Here is a 22,266-nt window from a genome sequence, read left to right on the forward strand (position 1 = left end):
GTTGATTGCGCGCCTTAATGGGAGTGCTGTTTGTCCCAGTCTTCCCGCTTGGGGAGCTGCTCGAACGTATGTTCGGGCGGCGGGGAGGGCAGAGTCCATTCCAGCGTATCCGCATATTCGTTCCACGGGTTGTTTTCCGTCACGCGGCGGCCCTTGAGCAGGGTCCAGGCGATGATGCCGAAGAAGAAAATGAAGGACGCAAAGGAGAGGAATGCGCCGATGCTCGACCATTGGTTCCAGTAGGCAAAAGCGTCCGGATAGTCGATGTAGCGGCGTGGCATGCCCTGACGGCCCAGGAAGTGTTGGGGGAAGAAGGTCAGGTTTGCCCCGATGAACATAGCCCAGAAGTGCAGTTTACCCGCCCATTCAGGGTACATGCGGCCCGACATTTTCGGCAGGTAGAAGTAGACCCCGGCGAAGATGGCGAAGACCGCCCCGAGCGACATCACATAGTGGAAGTGCGCCACCACATAGTAGGTGTCGTGGTAATAGCGGTCCACCGCGGCCTGTGACAGCACGATGCCGGTGACGCCGCCCACGGTGAAGAGGAAGAGGAAGCCAAAGGCCCAGAGCATGGGCGTTTTGAATTCCACCGATCCGCCCCACATGGTGGCGATCCAGCTAAAGACCTTCACGCCCGTGGGCACCGCGATGACCATCGTGGCCAACATAAAATAGGCTTGCTGGTTGAGGGACATGCCCACCGTATACATGTGGTGCGCCCAGACAACAAAGCCCAGAGCGCCGATGGCGATGATCGCCCAGACCATCGGCAGGTAGCCGAAGATTGGTTTGCGCGCGAAGGTCGCGATCACATGCGAGATGATGCCAAAGCCGGGCAGAATGATGATGTAGACTTCGGGGTGTCCGAAGAACCACAGGATGTGCTGATAGAGCACGGGATCACCGCCGCCTGACGGATCAAAGAAGGTGAAGCCGAAGTTCCGATCCATCAGAAGCATGGTGATTGCGCCCGCCAGAACCGGCAGGGACAAAAGGATCAGCCAGCTTGTCACGAAGATCGACCAGGAAAACAGCGGCACCTTGAAGAGCGTCATGCCCGGTGCGCGCATGTTCAGAAAGGTGGTGATCATGTTGATCGCGCCCAGGATTGAGGAGGCCCCGGAGACGTGGACCGCGAAGATCGCGAGATCCATGGAGAAGCCGCCCTCATTGGTGGAGAGCGGTGGATAGAGCACCCAGCCGACACCCGAGCCGAGCTGGTCATTACCCCCCGGTGCCAGCACCGAGCAGATCGCCAGCGTGGTCCCGGCGACATAGAGCCAGAACGACAGGTTGTTCATGCGCGGAAAGGCCATATCGGGCGCGCCGATCTGGAGCGGCATGAAATAGTTGCCAAATCCGCCAAAAAGGGCGGGGATGACGACGAAGAACATCATCAGGATGCCGTGACCGGTGATCAGGACGTTCCATAGATGACCATTTGGGGTGCAGACTTCGCCCGAAGCGATGAAGCGCGCGCCCTCCATGCACATGTACTGAACGCCCGGATTCATCAGTTCGAGGCGCATGTAGATGGTAAATGCCACCGACACGAAGCCCACGAGGGCGGAGACGATCAGATAGAGGATCCCGATGTCTTTGTGGTTTGTGGACATGAACCAACGTGTGAAGAACCCGCGTTCATCATGATGTTCCTGGCCGTGGATGGCTGCGTCTGCCATGCTCTTGCCTCCTGAGTAAGGTGTTAATCGACGCGCAGCGGTTCCCGAGCCGCGCACCGGAGTCTTGCCGGTTTTAGAGAGAAGCCGCGACCGGGGCAATGATCGACTTCGTCGCAGTCGGAATTTTTTCGATCATGTTGTAATCGAGCGGGTGAAACACGTGCAGGTTGTGGCAATATAGTTCCAATCCTATCGGTCCAGCTGATCGTTCACGCGCGGTTAACATTCATGAGCCATTTTAGCGCCAGTGTGTGCAAAGTCCTTTCCGGCGCGGAGAGGCAGATTAATAGGTGGCAAATGCAGGTGGTTCAGGCTCAATACATCCAGCAGACGCCTGCTTTAGTTGATGAAAGCAGCCTTGCATTCTGGAGTCGCATGAGCGAGCTGGTGCCTGGAATCATCTATATCTTCAACCATGAAACGATGTGCAACGAGTATAGCAATTGCACGATCGCGGAATTTCTGGGCTACACGCCGGAGGAAGTGCTGGCGATGGGGGACGCGGTCCTGCCGACGCTTGTGCATCATGATGACCATGAACGGCTGTTCAACTATCTCGGCTCGCTGCGCAGCTTGCCGATCGGCGCGGAAAGCGCGTTTGAATATCGCATGAACTCGAAACTGGGCAATGAAGTATGGATGCGCAGCGTGGATACGGTCTTTGAAACCGCGCCAGATGGCTCTGTGCTGCGACATATCGGCGTTGCGGTAGACATCACATCTCAAAAACGAAACGAAAACAGATTATTGGAGGCGAATGAAACTCTTGAGGCACAGGTCCGGGCGCGGACGGCTGAACTTCAGGCCCTAAACGAGGAGTTGGAAACGCGTGTTGCGCAACGTACCGCCGAATTGGTCGAAACCAACCGTGACCTCAAACAACTTACCTTTGTGGCGACGCATGACCTGCGTGTTCCGGTCAATAACATGACCAGCCTGACGCATATGCTCTTAGAGGCCGAGGAGGCCTTGCCGCCCGAACATGCCGAAACCCTGACGTGGATGCACGACGTTTGTCGGCAAGCCAACGACAAATTGGACGCGCTAATTTGTGTGGCGCAGGCCCATTCCGCCGAGCTATCGGAGTTTGAGGCAATCGATATTGCAAATGTCGCGGACCGTGTGCTGGTCAACCTGCATTTTCAGGTCGCGCAAAGCAAATCGGTGATCCGCTTTGATCTGGAAGTCAAAACCGTTTGGTTCGTGCCGCGCGAACTGGAGAATATCCTGCAATCCATGATTGGCAACGCGATCAAATACCGTGCCGCCGAGCGCAGGCCCCGCATCATTTTGCGCTCGCGTGTATACGACAATGAGGTGGAGGTGTCGATTATCGACAACGGGACCGGGTTGGACCTGGCGCGGGATGAGGCCAAGGTTTTCGGGTTGTTTAAACGCGCGCACGCCACACCTGAGGGGGCCGGTGTGTCGCTCTATGCGATTCGACGCATTTTGGAACGTATAGGCGGATCGATTGCCGTCGCGAGTGAGCCGGGCAAGGGCAGTTGCTTTTCTTTCCGGTTGCCCATCGGGGCGGGTGGCACGTGATGGCGCGAAGGCTGAGATCTGTTTTGCTCGTGGATGACGACAAGGTGACAAACCTGATGCATATGCGGCTGATCCGCCGCTCCGGGTTAATCGATCATGTTGATGTTGTTACCGACGGCCTTGCTGCCCTTGAATATCTGAAGGAGAAGCGGATCAATGGCCTGCCCACGCCCGAAATGATTTTGCTGGATATCAATATGCCGCGCATGGACGGGTTCGAATTTCTTGAGGATTACGCCAGCTTGTCGGTGAAATTCCGCCCGGTGAAGCCGATGATCATCATGCTGTCCACCTCCGTTTTGCGCGCGGATCAGGACCGCGCAGAGGCGGATCCAAATGTGTATCGCTTCATCAGCAAACCCATCGGTGCAGACGACATCGCCGGGTTTGTCAATCAGTATCAGAGATTTGCGGCGCATTAATTGGTAGAATTCGCGCGGGTTCCGCCACCGGTTCATCCCCGAACACAGCTTTAAAACTCTGGCGCAGGGCAACATCGACATCTGTCATAGCGACGGGATACCCCAGATCGACCAAGCTGGTAACGCCATGGTCACTGATCCCGCAAGGAACGATGCCGGAAAAATGCTCCAAATCCGGTTCGACATTGATGGAAATACCGTGAAAACTGATCCATTTGCGTAGTCGGATCCCGATCGCGGCAATCTTATCCTCGCGAATCCCGCCTGTTTCATCCGGCGGGCGATCCGGTCTTTGGACCCAGACACCCACCCGACCGGGCCGGATGTGTCCCTTGATGTTGAATTGTGCCAGCGTGTCGATGACCCAATGTTCCAGGTCCTGCACGAATTTGCGCACATCGCGCCCGCGCGCGCCGACGTCGAGCATGACGTAGGCGACCCGCTGGCCGGGCCCATGATAGGTGAACTGCCCACCGCGCCGTGTCATGTGAACTGGAAAGCGATCGGGCGCGATAAGATCGGCCATCTTGGCGCTGGTTCCGGCGGAATAAAGCGGCGGATGCTCCACGAGCCAGATGCACTCGCACGCCTGTCCTTGTGCGATCGCCTCTGCGCGCGCCTCCATCCAGCTTTCCGCGGCGCGATAGTCTGTTAGGTCGCTTGTTGTGATCCACTCCACCATGGCGCTGCTGTATCGCAGTGAGCGGGCATGGCAAAGCCCTTTCGCGGACCTTCATGACGTCTTGCGCCCCGGAAAAACGCCCCGGAAAAAGCCGCCTGTCTGGGGGTTCGGTCGAATCACTTCCTGTGTTAGGCTTTCCGCGAGATTTATTTTATTGCGGAGATTATACATGTTTTCCAAACGTTTGACTGCAGCCGCTCTGGCCGCATCTGTGGCGGCTTTCCCGGCCGCGCGCGTGTCTGCGGACGCAGGCGATTTCATCGCTGGTGCCCTTATCGGTGGGATCGTGGGCCATGCTGCCACGAAAAACGCTCAGAAAAAGAAAACCAGAACCTATCGCTCGGGTATTCCTTCGACGCAACAGGGACGTCAGGTTCAGGCGTCGCTGAATTATTTTGGATTTAACGCCGGGCGCGTCGACGGCCAACTGGGACGACAATCACGCACGGCGATCGCTAATTATCAGGCCTATCTGGGCTATCCGGCCACCGGCCAGTTGTCGCCGTTCGAGCAGGATTTCCTCGTCGCATCCTATAATCGTGCACAGGCTGGCGGGTATCAGACGACGCAGCTCGTCGCCCAGAGCCCTGAAGGTCCGCGCGGGTTATTGCGCACCTATCGCAATGAGTTGGCCGGTCAGGTCGCACCACAGGCCCCGGCTCCGGTTGTCGCCGTGGCACCCGTGCCGCAGGTTGTCGCGCCGGTTGTACAGGCCCCCGCGACCGTCGCGGTGCGCGCGCCCGCTGTCACGCCGCAGCCCGCCCCGGTGCTCAACGCGACCGCACAATCGGGCACTGCTTTGCCGAATTTCTTTGAGAGCGGCGCACCCGAAGCCTCCTTGGCCTCGCATTGCAATACCGTATCGCTCCTCACCAGCACCAACGGGTACACCACGGCGGCCTCTATGAGTGATCCGACAGCAGCGTTGAATGAACAATTCTGCCTGGCGCGGACCTATGCAATCGCACGCAGCGAAGAGTTGATCAGCCAGGTCAATGGCTTCACGCCGCAGCAGGTCGCGCAACAATGTGATGGATTTGGCCCGGTTGTGCAGCCCTATGTGGATGAATTGCCGGGTGAACCCCGTGACGTCGTTGCAAAAGATGTATCGGGTTTTGTGGCCTCAACCGGCACTTCCGCACAGCAAATGTCTGCCACTGCGCAGATATGTCTGGGCGTGGGGTACCGTACGGATAACATGAATGTGGCGTTGGGCTCGGCGCTGATCCTCTATTCGCTGGGCGAAACCGTTTACGGTGAGTTAATGGGCCATCACCTGGCGCTTGGCTTTGGCACGCAGAAAAATGTGAATGCAGCGGGCCCATGGTATGAAGCGGCCCTTGCGGCCACCGATGCGGGTGCCGATGCGGTATTCGTGCCTGGCCAACCGGAGCGGACGGATATTCTGCGTAAAGCGTCCTTGCAACTCAGCGGCAAGGCGATGCCGGCGCAAGCGGGCGTTCTGCCGGTGTTTTCCGTCGCGGAATAGGTCCAAATGCAAAGAGGGCGGCAGAAGCGGCTCGACCTATGCCCCGGCGGTCTGGCACCGTCGGGGTATTTTGCTTAAAATTGCTCTTCACAAGACAGTCGGAGCAGGCTAAAGACGCCAGACATTCTAAAGCGTGCGGATGTGGCGGAATGGTAGACGCGCAGCGTTGAGGTCGCTGTGGGGTAACACCCGTGGAAGTTCGAGTCTTCTCATCCGCACCATTTTTATAAAAATAACTCTTATAAATCAAATAGATGTGAGATTTTCGAAGTTACTAGACCATCTTTTTGTCCACCCAGTTGCTTTGTTCTTATGCTAATTCGGTCCGGCGGCATATGGGGCACAAAGAACTTGTTTTGGCGTTATTTGCGCCGCTGCGGACCATTCCAGCCAAACAATGACCAGTTGGGCGGAGAAAGCTTACCATTGCTTACCCTGACACCCCGCCTAACAGTATGATAAAACCCTGATGGCTTCTTTTTAGGGCATGACAAAATTCGAAATGAATTGCTAATCCTTCAATCCATCCTTCCTTCGGTAGCGCGGGGTTGTTTTTATGTTTTTAGGCCAGATGCCTTTCGTCAGAGGCTGCAGGACTTGAACACTGCCCAGACATATTGCTAACCTATTGTAAAGGATGGGTGCTTTATGACGATGGATTGTGCTGTGCGCTTGGCTTCGGGCGAATTGATGTTCTGCAGTGGCCCTTGGGTCAGTTTTATTAATCCTCCGAACAAGACCGCCCTGCGTCCACCCATGGATGCCGCCGACATCTTCGGCCCCACTTTCCCCGCATTCCCCGAAGCTCTGTTGATCGGTAGAGGCAACCGCGCGCATAAGATTTACGTCTTTTCGCGCGGGCAATATTGGCGGTACGATGCACCTACGCCAAGCTCGAGAAACATCCCGCTGGATCCGGGACATCCCAAGAAAATTAGCGACGTCTGGTTCGAAATGGGCACCTTCCATCGCGCTCGGGAACACGGGATTGATGGCGCTGTGACTTTGCCTGGCGGGCGTATTTTCTTCTTTGCGGGCGCTGAGTGCATTGAGCACATCTGGGGACAAAAGACGACGACGGGCCCAAACCCCATAGCGCAGATATTCCCCCAGATGTCGCTTAATGCTGATTATTACTTCATGGGGGGGCGTCCAAATATGCTTGATTACCTCTATGTGGTGCGTGGTGATACGGCGTCGATTTACGATCCGAACCGAGGGCGACCGATGACCGCCACGACGATCAAGATATCGGACACCTGGGCGGGCCTTGAGCCATCGATCCCGCGCACGCGGCTCGCCCCTCTGCGCCAGCGTGCGCGCGCGCGGCTTCCGGCGAACTGGGCCAATGTCGATGTGGCGGAGACGCTTGGGCAGACGGCACTCACTCTTGCGACGCCGATGCGCGTGAATCAGGGGAGCTATCCCACCTGTGGGCAGGCTGCGGTGATCTTTTGTCTCGCGCAGTATTTTCCTGACCTATACGTCGATTACTTTCTGGGTGCCCTTGGAAGGGGCGGGTTACCGGGAACCGGGACCATCAAGGCCCACTCACGGACATTCAAAGCACGCGACAAAACCTATGACGAGCCGTGGCTGCCCAACATGGGCATCACGTCCAACGACTGGGTTCTGACGGCGTTGTTACGTGATGATGCAAGCCAGTTCATGCGAGTGAAAAATGATGGCGCGGATGTGCGAAATGGGATTACCACCCCGAACGAAATGCGGTTCCAGTTAAACCATTTGCTACCCAAATCCGGAACGGCGCGGGTCAATCGGGCCTTCCATCCGCGCATGCGAGAGGCCGCGTTGAAGTGGGCCCATGAAGCACGTCATAGAGGCGGCGTCGCCATTCACCTTGTCTGCGCCGAGATAGTCCCGGGCGGGCCAGTGTCATCTTTTGCGAACCATTGGGTGACGCATTTGGGCGGTCTGAACATTTCCCATGGCAATCGTTCGCTCAGATCCAACGACGACCGCTATCGGATGCGCGTTCAAAGCTGGGGCGCGGCGCACAATATCTCCTGGTCAGGCGACCAGCTGAAATCGATAAAGAAGGGGTATTACGGCTCGGTCCGCTGGGTGCCTTGAAGGGCCAGCGCGGAGACTATGCGCTGGCAGCCAGCATGGGTGAGGCGTTGGAAATGGCAGGCGATCCGAACGCGGTTGCTATCCCTCAGACCCATAAGATGTGGCCCGGGCGTCCAGGGGAGATATTTTTCTGGAACTGATCTACTATCAGGAAACAGATCCTGAGTGACTTGCGGTTAAGCTAGAAGGTTTGGCTTTGAAATGGTTGACTCTCTTTAGCGTCACTTGTCCCATTAGACATGCTACCAGTTTCAAAGCCTTACGAATATATATTGTACATTGATGAAGCTGGCGATGATGGCTTGTCCAGGATAAAGCCAGTTGATTCAAACGGAGCGAGCGAATGGCTATGTATTGGCGGCTTCCTAACGCGGGCAAATTACGAAGCGAAGACAGTCCAATGGGTGAAAGAGATGCGACGGCATATCAGCGCCCTCCAAGGACCGGCATTGCATTACCGAAAGCTGAGCCCCTCGAAGAAGGATGCAGCCTGTAGCTTTCTAGCAGATTTGCCAGTTAAGGCATTTGTCGTTTGCTCTCATAAAGTGAATATGAGGGGGCATCAAAGCAGTAGTGCTGCTATTCGGGGCGGCAAGCAGTGGTTCTATAATTATTGCGTTCGATTGTTGATGGAAAGAGCCACCGAAATGTGTCTCAAAGACTCTCTTAAGCACTATAAAGAACCGCGGCCTCTCAAGGTAGTTTTTAGTGCGCGCGGAGGTCACAGTTATGGCCAAACCAAAGCTTATTGGGAGATATTGAAACGACAGGCCGCAGGTGGGACTACGGTACTTAATAAGCGCGAAATCAGACATCAGGTTTTACGCTTCAATCTCATTGACTACCTTCCTCACCAGCAGAATGCAGGTCTGCAGATTGCAGATATTATAGCCAGTGCATTTTATCAGTCAGTTGAAACAAGTACTCTGAAATGGGAGCCGCGACATGCTAAAATGCTGCAGCCAATCATGGCTAAGGAACGAAATGTAGTTGCAGACTTCGGGCTGGCCCTACAGCCAACAAACCCTCGTGACATCAATCTAACCGAAGATCAAAAAGCTATATTTCGATACTACGGCTATACAGCGCTATGAGGCGCGTGGGCCCCGGCCTCTGATTGGCCAAAAACGATAGGCTGCAATCCATTGTGCAACCGTTTGATGGCCCGCGGCTGCTCAAACTTGGCAACCGCAAGAGGTTAGTCCGACGTATCCCACGCATCGAATCGTCGCATATCTAGTAGAATCTGTCATCCTAAATCGCCAAACGTCCATATTTAGTTTTCGATGTCGTTCGTTTCCAACAGTCAGGATAAATTGTCTAAGTTATCATGACCACGATCAAGTGAGGCTTTTACGAATGCGCCACTACCAATGGCGGGTCTGATTGGAAGGACCTGACATCAAACCACTTGAACCACGTGCCATCGGGGTTCCGATGATCCCCCATTACAACATCGTGACCCCACTGTGCGCCAGTCACCACGAACAGCACGCGTTCTTTGCACCTACGTCACCGCTTTGCCAGCCCAACGGGCCACAAAAACGCCAGCGGTTGCTGACGTGCCTGTCAGCACCGTCCCCCAAGTCAAATCCGTCGCCACCATGCGCCGGGTCCAATCCTTAAGTGTTGCAAGGTTGGTAAATTCATATGTGCCGTACGCCATCGCGCCGATGAGTGCTGCTGACCCAAACACCCACAACAGCGACCGGTCGTCCTGCAGCGCGGGCCAGCTCACGAACCACAGGAGGCAGCCAACGTAGAACGCATAGAACGCGAAGGCGGGGCCGATCCGGGGGCTATCCAGTAGTAGTGGCGCAATGTCTTTCTCAAAGGTTGGCTTCACGATGTAGCTGAGACCGATATAATCGATTGTAAGAAAAACTGCGAATGTGACGACGTACAAGATGGCAAGGGTCATTATTGGCTCCTATCTGGCTCCAACGCAAACTGCTGGCGGGCCAATTGGTTCATGTGGTGTGACCTTTTGTCTGTCAGGATGCCGTTCGGGATTGTGCAACCACCAACGGTGGATCTGATGGGAAGGACCGCATGTCAAACCAAGCGAAGTGTGTCCCATCCGGATTTGCCTGTTCGCCAGACACAAGGTTGTAACCGCGACCGCCGCTCCTAATCAGCGCTGCCCTGAACGCTTTGAGGTCAATCAGCCACCATGTCTCCACCCGCGTCTGCGCGGCGTCAGAATGGCCGTAAAACATCCAATCGCCTTTGCCTTCCACAATCTTGCTGAGCTCTGTCTGTGCCCCAGAGGCGACCCGTGAGCGTATCGTGAACTGATGGGGGAAGCGTTGCGCAAAGCCTGGACGACGCACACGTGCAGCCACCCGCATATCGCGGGCATCCAGCATCATCAGGTCTGTGGCTTGGAAGTGATCAAAGGGATCAGGGGCGGTTTCCAGAAGGTGGCCGCCCACCAATCGCTTTATTTCGGGAAGGAACCGGTCTGACCAATTTCTATTGGTGGAATACGCATTCATAAAAACTCCTTAAAAATGTTACTCGTTAACGCGACCAACTGGAAAATTAGCTGGCCTTTACTGCCTGCCTGGGCCTCCATGTACGTGGGTGATAGTGGGCCTCAAGCATGGAACCGGCATCGTCCAATGCGCGCCCGATTGCGATGTGAAGTGCATCGGCTGCAGCCACAGGAATGGCAACTTCGTCTGCGCGGCGTTCCAGTTCATGAAGGGCCAGCGAAAGGCCTTTTACTTGTTTGATTGCATCTTGGACCTGACGATAACAGGTCATCTCGGCTTCATGGTCAGGCTGCATATCTCAACCCCTCGCAGTTTTCCGTCAGAATCATGATTTCGACACCCATTGCCGCAATCATCTCCATATGTTTTTCGCTGTGTCTGCGCTTGGTGCCGAAACTCTGTTCCCTGTCTAAAACCAATCTGTCGCCCTTGCGGAGCACACTGCGCAACGCTTTATAGCTAGGGCGGTTTTTGACATTGCCGATGGCTTGATCCGTAAAAACGACTTCACAGCCGACAAAGTAGAGACCGGGGACAGTAGCGCCAATGGAAGCACAGCGACGGTCTGCAAATGTCGCATATGCGGCTGCCGATTACACCGCCGGACAGACCATCAGCAAAGAGGAAGAGTTCATCCTCGGGACCAAACCGCACCTCATCAGGCGTCCGGATCGCGCGTTTCACCTTGAGCTTGTGGCGCAGTTCATAGGCTGTTCCTGCCAGCTTGATAGCAATCTTCACCGGATCACCGCCGCTAAAGATGGATTTGAGCAAATGACTGCGCTCTGTCTGCGCGCGGGATTGCACCAGTGGATCGTCATAGAGCAGCGTCTCGTACCCCAGCAGATTGCTGACCCGCCCGGCGGTGACATCATCCCGCACGCCGAAGAAGATATGCACAGCCGCGCTTGAGGCGATCAACTGTGCTCCGTCAGCCATCAAATTTTTGGCCTGCAAAAAGCCTTGGAAAATAACGAACGGATGAATGCCGAGGCCAGCGCCATCCGTGAATAAGCGGACGATCTGCTCGTAGCCGAACAGCCGTCCCGCCTCATCTATGAACCATGTTTGACGAGGGGCTGCGGGATTGCGGCTCTTGAGCGTCTTGGCACTGGCGAGGATCGCTTTGACCATCGGGGCCCACGCTTTGACCATGCTTTCCGGGCACATCAAGTACACCTGATAGGCCTGATCTTCGCGGCAAAAATCTTCCATGGAAAAATCAAATGGCCCGGAGAGCGATTCGCACAGCCTGTCGTCTGACAGGCAACTCAGCGCGCCTTGAAGCTCGCCAATAATTTCGTTGAAGCTGCGGCTTTCCGATTTCTTGGCGTCATGGATCTCTGCTTCGACGCTGATGCATTCCTCAATGCCGGACGTGTGCATCTCCCATGCAAAATTGAGCCAGCGCTGCCCGCCCGCCTTGAGCAGAAGAACAGCCCTGTAAAGATCAGGCATCGTCAAAACGCCGTTGGTTTTGGTGAGGATGACGCAGAGCGCCTCGGCAATGCGGGCGGCGTTGAGTTCAAAGAACTTGGCCTGCGGAGCGCCCGATTGCGGCAAAAGGCCTTCCAGCATGACCTTAATGTCGGAGATCAGTGTTGGGCTCGACCAGCGGATCTGGGAGACCGGATTGATCTTGTCCTGCGGCATGCCGTGCAATCCGTGCGGATTCCAGTAGATACAGTGTTTTTTATCGGGAGTTTGATTTTGCGAGACCACTGCCAGCTCGCCCTTGATGTCAAAAATTAACAGCGTCTCGTTGGGCAAAACGCCAGAGCAGATATTGAACATCAGGATGTCGCGCAACTTTCCCGAGCGCGCGCCCGCCGTTAGGATGTAGCCCAGAGCGGACACGACCCGCGCCTGTGTTCGGCCTTCAGTGCTTCAACAGTTCGGCCGATTCTGTTGAAAAACTCTTGCTTGATCGGGTGGCTATTCGCTGATTCAATTTTCCTTAGCAACGGGGGTGATTTCGATGCTGGGACCAAAGCAAGAAGCACAAGGCGCGCTGTTTTACGAGTTCTCGATTGACGATCATGTGCCCCAAGATCACCTGCTGCGGTCAATTGATAGGTTCGTTGATCTAAGCGACATCCGCCAATACCTAGCGGACTTTTATAGCCACACTGGCCGCCCGTCCATCGACCCAGAACTGCTGATCTATTACCCGGCAGTGCATGTTTACATGCATGAGAGGGCGCATGCTGCTCGTGGGCTATTGTTCTGGCATCCGCTCGGAGCGCCGTCTTTGTGAAGAGGTGCATTTGAAACTGGCGTATCGTTGGTTTTGCCGCCTCGATCTATCTGATCCGGTGCCGAACCACTCGACGTTCTCCAAGAACCGGCATGGGCGTTTCCGGGAGAGTGCATTGTTGCGACACCTGTTCGAGAAGACCGTAGCTCGGTGCATCGCGGATGGCTTGGTGAGTGGCCAGCGCCTTGCGGCAGACGCCAGTTTGATCGAGGCAGATGCGAACAAACAAAACGCGACGCCGAAGGAAGATTGGGACCATAATGCCATCGATCCAAACGATGCGCCGCGTGCCGTGAAGGAGTATCTTGATGTCTTGGATAACGCAGCTTTTGGCGCAGCATCTGAGGTTGAACCCAAGTTCACGTCCCATTCTGATCCTGCAAGCCAATGGACGGCAGCCCGTAAAGGCCCTGCGTTCTTCAGTTACCCGCTCGGTGGACAAGAAACTGCCTTTGCCTGATGCAGTGGTGGCTGCTGTGGGAGAGCGTCTGAGCCGAGGGAAGACTAAGGAATTGCCGCTGATCTGGAGACTTTTAGCAGGAACCGGAATGAGGCTGGGCGAAGCTGCTGGTCTGACTCATGATGATCTGGTTCTTCATGGCGAGGTGCCTCATGTCCTCGTCCGTCCCAACTCAATCCGTCACCTCAAGACAGCCTCAAGCAACCGTTCAGTTCCTCTTACAGGAGATGCCCTGACAGCCGCTAAGAAGGCCCTTGAGGGTAGAGGCCCGCACATTCCCGCTGGCCCTACGACATCATAAGGGTCGTCGAGGGAAGCAAACCCGCCCTAGCGGCCCATACTACAGACGACAAAGCGTTTATGGCCCTGATCAAGGACACCTTGCGCAATCTTGTCCAAACGATAGCCGCTGTTTCCAAGTTGATCATTCGATGGATCTCTTGTGCTGGATTGGAAGGCGAGACCGAGTGGGATTTCAAGAAAAAACACGACTAATACACCTACATTGAAAAGGTGGACCTTCGCACCCTTCAGGGCGAACAGATCAAAAGCTTCGAAGAATTGATGATCGCCAACTGGTTGTTCGAAAAAACCACCCTGCCTTTCGCAATCCACCTGGGGCATGCCGAAGAGGGCGATCCCTGCGGCGGGATGTGGACGATGGTGCCCGCTTATTTCGGTTCCGCGAGAGAGCCGCAAGAGGATGGCATCATCGTTCTGCTGAAACCAGCGTCGTTCGGTGCTCCCATTCAAGATGGGATGAGAGCACCAATTGTCCAGCGGTGATCCTCAGGCGGTGACGGCGCTGTTGGCCAGTTCCCAAGGCCTCACAAAAGCGCTCAGCGCATCCGAGATTGTATCCTCACCGGCACCATTGGGGTCAATCTGCGCCACCAGACCGCGTTTTTTATCATCCGTGACGGCAATGACACGCGCCGCGACCCCGCTGCTTTCAAGCGCGGCATTATAGATGCGCGTGATCGCCATTTTGCGCAGGTCTGGCTTGAAAATCTTGCCAACTGCGGTCTTGGGCAATTCCGGCATGATCGTCATATGTTTCGGCTGGGCAGCGCGCTCATGCACGCGTTCCTTGCAGAAAGCCAGCAATTCCTCCTCCGTGGCGCTGCCCCCGTCAACCAGTTCGACAAAGGCGCAAGGCACCTCGCCTGAATGCGCATCCGGCTGGCCGATGGCACCGGCGAATGCGACGGCTTCGTGGTGCAACAGGGCCTCTTCGATTTCTGCGGGATCGATGTTATGCCCACCGCGAATGATCAGATCCTTGGCGCGCCCGGTAATCCACAAATACCCGTCCGGATCCACACGGCCCAGATCGCCGGTCCGAAGGTAGTTGCCGTAATAGAGGTCGTTGTTTTTATTTTCTTCGGTGTAGGTATGGCCGACATAGACACCCGGATTTGACACGCAAATCTCGCCGATCTCATCCGTATCAGCCTCGATCGGACCGCCCGGTGTGCTCTTGAAAATCTTGACAGTGGTATAGGGGAATGGCACGCCGATGCTGCCGACTTTCTTGGGGCCATCCACAGGATTGCAGGAGACCAGACAGGTGGCCTCGGTCAGCCCGTACCCTTCGACCAGCGTTACGCCGGTTGCTTTTTCAAAGCGGCGGAACAATTCCAACGGCAAGGGTGCGGAGCCGGAGAATGCGGTTTTGACCGAGCTGACATCGGCATCAATCGGACGCTGCATCTTGGCCGAAATCGCTGTTGGGACCGTGATGATAAAGGTGATCTTCCAGCGTTCTACAAGTTTCCAGAAATTATCCATCACACCTTCGCCGCGATAGCCCTGCGGCGTGGGGAACACCACATGCGCGCCAGATGTCAACGCCGCCATCAGGATTACATGACAGGCAAAGACATGAAACAGCGGCAGTGGGCAGATGATGTTATCCTCTTCGGAAAAAAGCAGTTCTGTCCCGATCCAGCCATTGTAGATCAGCCCGGAATAGCGGTGCTGTGCAACCTTGGGCATGCCCGTCGTGCCACCAGTGTGGAAGTAACAGGCGACGCGGTCTTCTTGCGTGTCTTCGAAACTCAGAACTTTGGGCTGTTTGGCGACTTCGGCGCGGAAATCGAGGTATTTTGCTTGGTTCTGAACGCTGCGCTTAGGCCGGATCAGCGGCACGATCCAGGATTTCGGGGGTGTGAGGTAGCGCAGCAGATCCACCTCCAGCACCGTGGTCACATTGGGAGCCATCGCCACGGCTGCCGCCGTCTTATCCGCCACATCCGTTTTCGGGAAAGGGCGCAAAGTCACAACGACCTTGGCATTGGTTTCGCGCAGGATCGAGCCGATTTGTTCGGCGTCCAAGAGCGGGTTGATCGGGTTCACGATCCCCGCAATCGCCCCGCCCAAAAGCGCGAGGACGGTTTCATTGGCGTTTGGCAGGATGTAGGCCACGACGTCTTTTTCCCCGATCCCCAGCGCGCGAAACATATTCGCGCTCTGCGTTGCCTGCGTTTTGAGATCTGCCCAAGTGATGGTTTCCGCCTTGTCCGTGGGGCCGGAGAAAATCTGGTAACTCACCGCGTTGTGGTTGGGGAATTTGCCAGCGGTTTCGCTGAGCAACCCATAAAGCGTTTTTGGTAGCGGACGATCCGCCCACGGCATTTCAGCCTCGATCGCATCGCGATCTTCGATCCCGGCAAAAGCCATTTGAAGTCCTCCCAGACCGCCCGACACGGGGCTTTTTATCATTATGAGGAAAGATGGTGTCTAAAACGTCTCAGTGCAAGCTTTGCAATCACCGAGGATTATCCCTGGACGCTGCGTCACGGGATGCCCACGCCTGGCCTGGAACACCGAAGGTCTACTCTGCGGCCATGCCATCGGTAAATTGCAGCCGCGCCAGCCGTGCATATAAACCGTCCTGTGCCACCAGCGCGTCATGCGGCCCATTGGCCACCACGCGCCCCTCATCCATGACCACGATGCGGTCGGCTTTTTTGACCGTCGCCAATCGATGCGCCACGATCAGAGTGGTGCGTCCCTGGCTCAATACATCCACCGCCAATTGCACCGCACGCTCGCTCTCGGCATCCAGCGCGCTCGTGGCTTCATCCAATAACAACACCGGCGCATCGCGCAGAATGGCACGGGCAATAGCGATGCGCTGTTTCTGACCACCCGACAACATCACGCCACGCTCACCAAGATAGGCGTCATAGCCCTCTGGCAGCGCCGATATGAAATCATGCGCGGCGGCGGCGCGGGCAGCGGTTTCGATCTCTGCGTCCGTCGCATCCGGGCGGCCAAAACGGATGTTTTCGCGCGCCGAGGCCGCAAAGATGACCGGGTCCTGTGGCACCAGCGCGACGGCCTGGCGAAAATCATCCCGCCGCACGTCGCTCAGGTTCAACCCATCCAGCGTAATTCTGCCCGATGTGGGATCATAAAATCGCAGCAGCATTTGAATGATCGTGGTTTTGCCAGCCCCGGACGGGCCAACAAAGGCGACGGTTTCGCCCGGTTCAATCTGAAGACTGACCTCATCGAGCGCCTTGACCTTGGGCCGCGACGGATAGGCAAAGGTGACATTTTCAAATGTGATACGCCCGGTCACCGGGGTCGGCAAATTCAATCCTTCGTCCGGGTCCAGCACGCTGTCTTCTGTCTGCAACAGCTCCACCAACCGTTCGGTGGCCCCGGCGGCGCGTTGCAATTCGCCCCAGATCTCAGAGAGCGCCGCAACGCCCCCCGCCACCATGACCGCGTAGATCACGAATTGCACCAACGCGCCTTGCGTCATATCCCCGGCGCGTACATCCCGCGCCCCGACCCAAAGCACGCCAACGATGCCCGCAAAGACCAGAAAGATCACAATCACAGTCATCATGGCACGGGTTGTTACGCGGCGCCGTGCGGCGTCATAGGACAATTCGGTCACGTCGGAGAATTGTTCCCGGCTGACGGCTTCATGGGTGAAGGCCTGCACGGTCTGCACCGCGCTCAGAGCTTCAGACGCATTGGCCGAGGACGCGGCAATCCAGTCCTGATTTTCACGGCTGAGCACCCGCAGACGCCGTCCCAGCACCAGAATGGGCACGATAACGGCGGGAACGATCAGCAAGACCAGACCGGTCAGCTTGGCCGATGTCAGCATCATCAGGATCAGACCGCCCACGAAGATCAGCAGGTTCCGCAGCGCAATCGACACCGAGGACCCGATCACCGACAGGATCAGGGTGGTATCGGTCGTGATCCGGCTCAGCACTTCGCCGGTCATGACTTTTTCATAAAACGCGGGACTCATATCGATCACACGGGCAAACACCGCCTTGCGGATATCGGCCACGACACGTTCGCCCAACCGCGTCACCAAGGCGTAGCGCAACCCGGTGCCAACGGCCAAAAGCGCGGCAATCCCCAGCGCGGCCGCGAAATATTGATCCAGAATATGCGCATTCGCGGTGTCAAAATTATCCACAACCCGGCGCACGGCCAGAGGCAGTGTCAAGGAGATCATGGCCGTCATAACCAGGGCCGCAATGGCCCAAAACATCAAGGCACGATAGGGCAACACAAATGGCGTCAAGGCGGAAAGCGCGCCGATCTTACGGGATTTGGCGCGCTCTTCTGTCTGGCCCGGCGCTGCGGGCACGGGGGTCGTGGATCGTGCCATGGTGCTTCCTTTAACTCGAAACCATTTCATGGCCTTGTGCCGCCAAAGGGTCAAGTCTCACCAGTCGTTAACTATTAGGATAGGGCCGAAATGCCGCGGTATCATCCGGCTCAACAAGTCTTTTGGCAGCGCATCGATGGTTTTCGCGAAGACTCGGAGGGACGGCGGGAATGAAAGTCGCGCCAAACGCATCTGGGCGCATTTGAGATTCAACGGTGGCTTTTGTCAGGGGGACTAAGCTTTTGGATCAACCGCCCAAAGCACCGCGCAGATATAAGCTGCCGCTTGTATCCGCGAAACCTGCATCTTGTATGATTTTCTGGAGCGGGCGGCGGGAATCGAACCCGCATCATCAGCTTGGAAGGCTGAGGTCTTACCATTACACAACGCCCGCTAGACCGATTTAGGTACTATTTCATACCCCTCGGGGCGTCAAGTAGAACCCGTTAGGCCGTGTGAGACATGGGCAGTATCCGCTGAAATCTGCGTCACATTGCTTTGCTGCGTGCGGCTGAAATCCTCGTCATAATAGCCATAGCCTAAATCAACCCCGTGGTTGCTGACGCGTTCACGCAATTGGGCGGGATGTCGGATGCGCAACGATCATCCGATATCAGGGCGCAACGTCATGAAAATGATGAGAAACTCCGTAATTAGGACCGTGGCGACACCCGTCATCAACGCCAGCTACACTTCACCGTCATCACCGATTTGCATGCGCCCCATTGTGCGGTGCAACTGTGACGCTTGGGTCAATACGCTCTCGGCTTTGGCGAGAAGGAAATAGGCCTCAGGCACCGGTTTGAGAGCACGGATATCGCGATCAAACGACGTCATCTCCAAAGTTTCCTGAAGTACCTTGAGAGCGAGGCTGACGGCAGGCTGCGTGCGCCCCAGGTTTTGCGCAGCCTCCAATATGGAGCCGGGTTTCATCACGTCTCGAAAAACGCAAAGCTGGCGCAAATTCATACGGCATATCAGAATTTATTGTGCGTAAGAAACAACTTCAAATTTGCATTTATATGATTCTGCCCTCTAACATGGACGAACGGGAACGTAACAAATGGTCAAAATGACCTTCCAGGGAGAACTAACTATATGACAATGCTGAAATCACTGTCCGGGGCCGTTGTCGCCGCGACATTGCTGGCGGGTCCGCTGGCTGCGCAAGATCCCACCTTTTTCCGTATCGGGACGGGGGGGGCTGGTGGTACATATTTCCCCATCGGCGGCACAATCGCCAACGGTATTTCCTCGCCTCCAGGCAGCCGGGCCTGTGAAGACGGCGGGCAATGCGGCGTGCCCGGCCTGATTGCGATCGCGCAATCCACCACAGCCTCCGTGTTCAACAATGCCGCCGTGCAGAACGGCGAATTGGAAGCAGGCCTGGCCGCTGCGGATGTCACGCGCTCAATGTACTTCGGAGAGGGCAAATTTGAGGGCAAGCCGCATCCAAATTTGCGCGTTGTGGCCAATCTTTACCCAGAAGACCTGCATCTGGTCATGCCTGCGGGTGCCAGCATAAACAGCCTCGCCGATCTGGCGGGCAAGCGTGTGGGCATTGCACAGGCCGGGTCGGGCACGCAGGTTGGCGTACTGGAAATGCTCGCGGAATGGGGCGTGACGCGCGACAATATGGATGAGGCGGAGCTGAACAACAGCCAATCCGCTGAACGCCTCGCTGATGGTCAGATTGACGCCTATTTCTATGCGGCAGGCTGGCCGGTTGCGGCGATGGTGCAATTGTCCTCGACCAAGGGCATGGCGCTGCATTCCTTCAGCGACGAAGATCTGGCGAAAATCAACGAGCTCATCCCCGCCTATATCCCATCGGAGATTCCCGGTGGCGTCTATGAAGGCATTGATGAAGCAGTCAAAACCCCTGCGGTCTCCGCGCTGTTGAATGTCTCCTCGGAACTGAGCGAAGAACTTGTCTATGGCATCACCAAGGCGCTTTGGAACGAAAACACCCGCCGCCTGCTCGACAATGGCCATGCCAAGGGCAAGCAGATCACACCCGAAACGGCACTGGATGGTGTTCTGGCGCTTGGCGTGCCGCTGCACCCGGGTGCGGAAAAGTTCTACCGCGAAGCCGGTTTGCTGAAGTAACTCCCTGAACTGGGGCGGCGCAGGTCGCGGCCGCCCCTTTTTTCACCGAAATCCCGATAGAGCGAGGTGCTGCCGCCATGAGCGAGCCAGCCAAAGATGTTGCACATGAGTTGAGCGCCGAAGAACTCGCGGCCATCGAGGAGAAATACGACGAAGGCTCCGCGACACGTAAAGTCGCCCCCTCTGCGGGCATTCTATTACGCGCTGTCGCCATCGTCTTTGCGATCTATCACTACATCACCGCCGGTTTCGGGCTGCCTGCGGATCACTGGCATATGGGCTGGCACCTGTCGGGCCTGTTCATCCTGACATACGCCTTCTTTCCCCTGTTCAAAACCAAATCAAGCCTTGCGCTGAAAACCGACGGTCTGCGCCTGGGCGGCATACCCTTTTTGGACATTATCCTGATGATCCTGGGCGTTGCCTCGGCGCTTTATATTGGTCTCGCCTGGCGCGGTGTTCCAATGCTCGGGATCGAAGAGCAGACCTTCCGAATGGGCAATCCCAACAACTTCGACATGTTTTTTGGTGTGGTTATCATCGTGTTGGTGCTGGACATCGCGAGGCGGACCCTGGGCTGGGTTCTCCCGGCGATCATTTCATTGTTCATCATATATGCTCTTTTCGGCCCCTACTTCTCGGGGCTCATGCAACACCCCGGCGTCAAATTCCGCACTTTCGTGTCCTCAATGTATTTCCCGCAAGAGGGTATTTTCGGGGTCACGCTCTGGGTCGTCTCCACAATCGTGTTCCATTTCGTGCTGTTCGGCGTGATCGCCCAACGCACCGGTCTGGGGCAACTCTTCATCGACAACGCGACTATTCTCGCAGGGCGCTACACCGGCGGTCCGGCCAAGGTCTCGGTGGTCTCTTCGGCGTTTTTTGGCACGATTTCGGGCTCTTCCGTGGCCAATACGGTTTCCACGGGGGCGCTGACGATCCCCAATATGAAACGCCTGGGCTATCCGGGGCATTTTGCCGGCGGGGTCGAGGCCGCCTCCTCTGCGGGGGGGCAGATCACACCGCCGATCATGGGGGCCGCGGCCTTCATCATGGCCGAATTTTTGCAACTTCCTTATACGACCATCGTGATCGCCGCGATTTTTCCGGCGGTTCTGCATTACGTTGGGGTGTTCACGGTTGTACACCTGATGGCGCGCAAGCTGGACCTCAAGGGGCTGACCAAGGAACAACTGCCCCTTCTCGGCAACGTCTGGCGCGAAGGCTGGGCCAATATCATCCCGCTGATCGGTCTTTTGTGGGTCCTGTTCAGCGGCTATACCCCCTTCATGTCCGCCTTTTGCGGCATATCGCTGGCGGTTGTTGCGGGCATGTCGCGTTTGCGCGAACCCCCGACCCTGATCTATGCCGTGGCCTTCGGTGCCTTCGTCATCTGGAAATTCACTGGGGGGAGCTTTGAACCGCTCACCGCGTTTATCCTGCTCGCTGGAACCGCCGTTGCCACGCTCAACCCGCAAAAGCGCGTGTTGTTGCCCGAGATGTCTCAATCCATCGAAACGGGCGTCAAATACGCGCTGGCCGTGGGGGCCGCATCGGCGGCGGTGGGCATCGTTGTCGGTGTGATCAACACCACGGGCATCGGGTTTCGCATTGGCTTCATGGTCACACAAGGGGCCGGGAACCTCGCCTCGGATTTTTATGCGCTGCTGAGCTTTGGGGAATACGCGCTCTTTGCGGTTGAGGATCTGCAACTCTTCCTGTCGCTGGTGTTCATCGCCATCGCCTGCATCCTGATGGGGGCCGGGATCCCGACTACGGCGCTCTACATCATGCTGGTCTCTGTGGCTCAACCCGCGCTTGCGCAACTCGGCGTGCCGCCCATCGCCAGCCACCTCTTCGTGCTCTATTATGGCGTTGTCGCTGAAATCACCCCGCCGGTCTGCACATCCGCCTATGCGGCCGCGGCCATCGCCAATTCGCCCCCCTTCAAGACCGGCATTTCCGCCTTCACGCTGGGACTGGGCAAGATCGTGGCCCCGATGGCGTTCGTCTATGCGCCGGTGTTGCTGTTTGTTTCCTCTACGGGCTTCGATCTATGGACCTTCACCTATTCGGCGACCAGTTGCATTATGGGCGTCGTGTCGTTGTCGGCGGCGGTGGTGGGCTTCTGGCTGGCACCAATGGGCGTTTTCAGCCGGATCCTCTGCGCCTTCGCGGGGCTGGTGTTCATCGCGCCGTCGCTGTCGGCGGATTTTCTGGCTCTGGCGATCGTAAGCCCGGTGATCGCTCTGCAACTGCGCGCAAGAACCCGCGCTGCAATCGCAAACGCCTGAGATGTCACCACAAGTCTAGCACATCTGCACCGCGCTGGCTCTGTTGGAACAGAAGCGAAAGGTCACGCTGATCGACAAGG

Annotated in this window: 17 protein-coding genes, 2 tRNA genes and 1 pseudogene; 9 read left to right on the forward strand and 11 right to left on the reverse strand. The window is 56.5% G+C overall.

All coding sequences use genetic code 11. The annotated features are described in order from the left end of the window. Positions 1-14 precede the first annotated feature (14 nt). Positions 15-1,685 carry a cytochrome c oxidase subunit I gene (gene ctaD / locus ROLI_RS04360; protein WP_187431178.1) on the reverse strand — a complete coding sequence of 557 codons (1,671 nt, stop codon included), beginning with the start codon at positions 1,683-1,685 and terminating at the stop codon, positions 15-17. 297 nt (positions 1,686-1,982) lie between these two features. On the opposite strand from ctaD, the gene ROLI_RS04365 reads away from it, so the two are divergent. Further along, on the forward strand, positions 1,983-3,233 hold the full coding sequence (locus tag ROLI_RS04365) for a PAS domain-containing sensor histidine kinase (RefSeq protein WP_262386587.1): 1,251 nt from the start codon (positions 1,983-1,985) through the stop codon (positions 3,231-3,233). Continuing rightward, on the forward strand, positions 3,233-3,655 hold the full coding sequence (locus tag ROLI_RS04370; protein WP_338469230.1) for a response regulator: 423 nt from the start codon (positions 3,233-3,235) through the stop codon (positions 3,653-3,655). Before ROLI_RS04365 ends, ROLI_RS04370 begins: the two co-directional genes overlap by 1 nt. Here ROLI_RS04370 and lipB read toward each other — a convergent pair. After that, entirely contained in the window at positions 3,624-4,337 is a 714-nt protein-coding gene (gene lipB / locus ROLI_RS04375; RefSeq protein ID WP_187431181.1) for a lipoyl(octanoyl) transferase LipB, read from the reverse strand. The genes ROLI_RS04370 and lipB overlap by 32 nt on opposite strands. Positions 4,338-4,506: 169 nt before the next feature. Here lipB and ROLI_RS04380 point away from each other — a divergent pair, with 169 nt between their 5' ends. The 4 genes from ROLI_RS04380 (at position 4,507) to ROLI_RS04395 (ending at position 9,014) form a co-directional block, all read left to right on the forward strand. Further along, positions 4,507-5,826: a peptidoglycan-binding domain-containing protein gene (locus tag ROLI_RS04380; RefSeq protein WP_187431182.1), complete on the forward strand. Its 1,320-nt coding sequence runs from the start codon at positions 4,507-4,509 to the stop codon at positions 5,824-5,826. 135 nt (positions 5,827-5,961) lie between these two features. Then, a tRNA-Leu gene (locus tag ROLI_RS04385) sits at positions 5,962-6,047 on the forward strand. Positions 6,048-6,474: 427 nt separating this feature from the next. After that, entirely contained in the window at positions 6,475-7,920 is a 1,446-nt protein-coding gene (locus tag ROLI_RS04390; protein WP_222869605.1) for a hemopexin repeat-containing protein, read from the forward strand. Positions 7,921-8,192: 272 nt separating this feature from the next. After that, positions 8,193-9,014: a DUF3800 domain-containing protein gene (locus tag ROLI_RS04395; RefSeq protein ID WP_338469231.1), complete on the forward strand. Its 822-nt coding sequence runs from the start codon at positions 8,193-8,195 to the stop codon at positions 9,012-9,014. Positions 9,015-9,427: 413 nt separating this feature from the next. Here the strand turns inward: ROLI_RS04395 and ROLI_RS04400 are convergent, their stop codons facing one another. The 4 genes from ROLI_RS04400 to ROLI_RS04415 all read right to left on the reverse strand — a co-directional run bounded on the left by ROLI_RS04400 (position 9,428) and on the right by ROLI_RS04415 (position 12,275). After that, on the reverse strand, positions 9,428-9,841 hold the full coding sequence (locus ROLI_RS04400) for a DUF2177 family protein (protein WP_187432377.1): 414 nt from the start codon (positions 9,839-9,841) through the stop codon (positions 9,428-9,430). Between the two features lie 73 nt (positions 9,842-9,914). Then, complete coding sequence (locus ROLI_RS04405; protein ID WP_187432378.1) at positions 9,915-10,418, reverse strand: hypothetical protein; 504 nt, start codon at positions 10,416-10,418, stop codon at positions 9,915-9,917. A 46-nt stretch (positions 10,419-10,464) separates the two neighbouring features. Further along, a complete protein-coding gene (locus tag ROLI_RS04410) occupies positions 10,465-10,713 on the reverse strand; it encodes a hypothetical protein (RefSeq protein ID WP_187432379.1) in 249 nt (82 codons plus the stop codon). 212 nt (positions 10,714-10,925) lie between these two features. Beyond that, positions 10,926-12,275 (reverse strand): type IV secretory system conjugative DNA transfer family protein, encoded by a 1,350-nt coding sequence (locus tag ROLI_RS04415; RefSeq protein ID WP_187432380.1) that lies wholly within the window; start codon positions 12,273-12,275, stop codon positions 10,926-10,928. Between the two features lie 121 nt (positions 12,276-12,396). Between ROLI_RS04415 and ROLI_RS04420 the strand changes: the two are divergent. Beyond that, positions 12,397-13,102 (forward strand): annotated as a pseudogene (locus ROLI_RS04420) (transposase); the annotation flags it as partial. A gap of 360 nt (positions 13,103-13,462) precedes the next feature. Here the strand turns inward: ROLI_RS04420 and ROLI_RS04425 are convergent. The 5 genes from ROLI_RS04425 to ROLI_RS04445 form a co-directional block, all read right to left on the reverse strand. Next, complete coding sequence (locus ROLI_RS04425) at positions 13,463-13,888, reverse strand: hypothetical protein (RefSeq protein WP_222869652.1); 426 nt, start codon at positions 13,886-13,888, stop codon at positions 13,463-13,465. A gap of 36 nt (positions 13,889-13,924) precedes the next feature. Further along, positions 13,925-15,817 carry an acyl-CoA synthetase gene (locus ROLI_RS04430; RefSeq protein ID WP_187431547.1) on the reverse strand — a complete coding sequence of 631 codons (1,893 nt, stop codon included), beginning with the start codon at positions 15,815-15,817 and terminating at the stop codon, positions 13,925-13,927. Between the two features lie 154 nt (positions 15,818-15,971). After that, complete coding sequence (locus tag ROLI_RS04435) at positions 15,972-17,783, reverse strand: ABC transporter transmembrane domain-containing protein (RefSeq protein ID WP_187431520.1); 1,812 nt, start codon at positions 17,781-17,783, stop codon at positions 15,972-15,974. Positions 17,784-18,103: 320 nt separating this feature from the next. Next, a tRNA-Gly gene (locus ROLI_RS04440) sits at positions 18,104-18,177 on the reverse strand. A 293-nt stretch (positions 18,178-18,470) separates the two neighbouring features. Further along, positions 18,471-18,752, reverse strand: coding sequence for a LysR family transcriptional regulator (locus ROLI_RS04445; protein ID WP_262386633.1), 282 nt, complete (start codon positions 18,750-18,752; stop codon positions 18,471-18,473). 129 nt (positions 18,753-18,881) lie between these two features. Here ROLI_RS04445 and ROLI_RS04450 point away from each other — a divergent pair, with 129 nt between their 5' ends. Next, entirely contained in the window at positions 18,882-19,892 is a 1,011-nt protein-coding gene (locus tag ROLI_RS04450) for a TAXI family TRAP transporter solute-binding subunit (RefSeq protein WP_187431522.1), read from the forward strand. Between the two features lie 77 nt (positions 19,893-19,969). Next, the gene (locus ROLI_RS04455) at positions 19,970-22,186 is read left to right on the forward strand and encodes a TRAP transporter fused permease subunit (RefSeq protein WP_187431523.1); all 2,217 of its coding nucleotides are present in this window, start codon (positions 19,970-19,972) and stop codon (positions 22,184-22,186) included. The last annotated feature ends 80 nt before the right edge of the window (positions 22,187-22,266 follow it).

It is taken from the genome of Roseobacter fucihabitans (assembly GCF_014337925.2).
GTDB lineage: Bacteria > Pseudomonadota > Alphaproteobacteria > Rhodobacterales > Rhodobacteraceae > Roseobacter > Roseobacter fucihabitans.

What these genes read in the sequence shown, in the direction of transcription:
- ROLI_RS04400 (WP_187432377.1), bottom strand. Translation starts at nt 9,841, where the DNA reads ATGACCCTTGCCATCTTGTACGTCGTCACATTCGCAGTTTTTCTTACA.
- ctaD (WP_187431178.1), bottom strand. Translation starts at nt 1,685, where the DNA reads ATGGCAGACGCAGCCATCCACGGCCAGGAACATCATGATGAACGCGGG.
- ROLI_RS04370 (WP_338469230.1), top strand. Translation starts at nt 3,233, where the DNA reads ATGGCGCGAAGGCTGAGATCTGTTTTGCTCGTGGATGACGACAAGGTG.
- ROLI_RS04450 (WP_187431522.1), top strand. Translation starts at nt 18,882, where the DNA reads ATGACAATGCTGAAATCACTGTCCGGGGCCGTTGTCGCCGCGACATTG.
- ROLI_RS04380 (WP_187431182.1), top strand. Translation starts at nt 4,507, where the DNA reads ATGTTTTCCAAACGTTTGACTGCAGCCGCTCTGGCCGCATCTGTGGCG.
- ROLI_RS04365 (WP_262386587.1), top strand. Translation starts at nt 1,983, where the DNA reads ATGCAGGTGGTTCAGGCTCAATACATCCAGCAGACGCCTGCTTTAGTT.
- ROLI_RS04445 (WP_262386633.1), bottom strand. Translation starts at nt 18,752, where the DNA reads ATGAATTTGCGCCAGCTTTGCGTTTTTCGAGACGTGATGAAACCCGGC.
- ROLI_RS04410 (WP_187432379.1), bottom strand. Translation starts at nt 10,713, where the DNA reads ATGCAGCCTGACCATGAAGCCGAGATGACCTGTTATCGTCAGGTCCAA.
- ROLI_RS04455 (WP_187431523.1), top strand. Translation starts at nt 19,970, where the DNA reads ATGAGCGAGCCAGCCAAAGATGTTGCACATGAGTTGAGCGCCGAAGAA.
- ROLI_RS04390 (WP_222869605.1), top strand. Translation starts at nt 6,475, where the DNA reads ATGACGATGGATTGTGCTGTGCGCTTGGCTTCGGGCGAATTGATGTTC.
- ROLI_RS04435 (WP_187431520.1), bottom strand. Translation starts at nt 17,783, where the DNA reads ATGGCACGATCCACGACCCCCGTGCCCGCAGCGCCGGGCCAGACAGAA.
- ROLI_RS04405 (WP_187432378.1), bottom strand. Translation starts at nt 10,418, where the DNA reads ATGAATGCGTATTCCACCAATAGAAATTGGTCAGACCGGTTCCTTCCC.
- lipB (WP_187431181.1), bottom strand. Translation starts at nt 4,337, where the DNA reads ATGGTGGAGTGGATCACAACAAGCGACCTAACAGACTATCGCGCCGCG.
- ROLI_RS04430 (WP_187431547.1), bottom strand. Translation starts at nt 15,817, where the DNA reads ATGGCTTTTGCCGGGATCGAAGATCGCGATGCGATCGAGGCTGAAATG.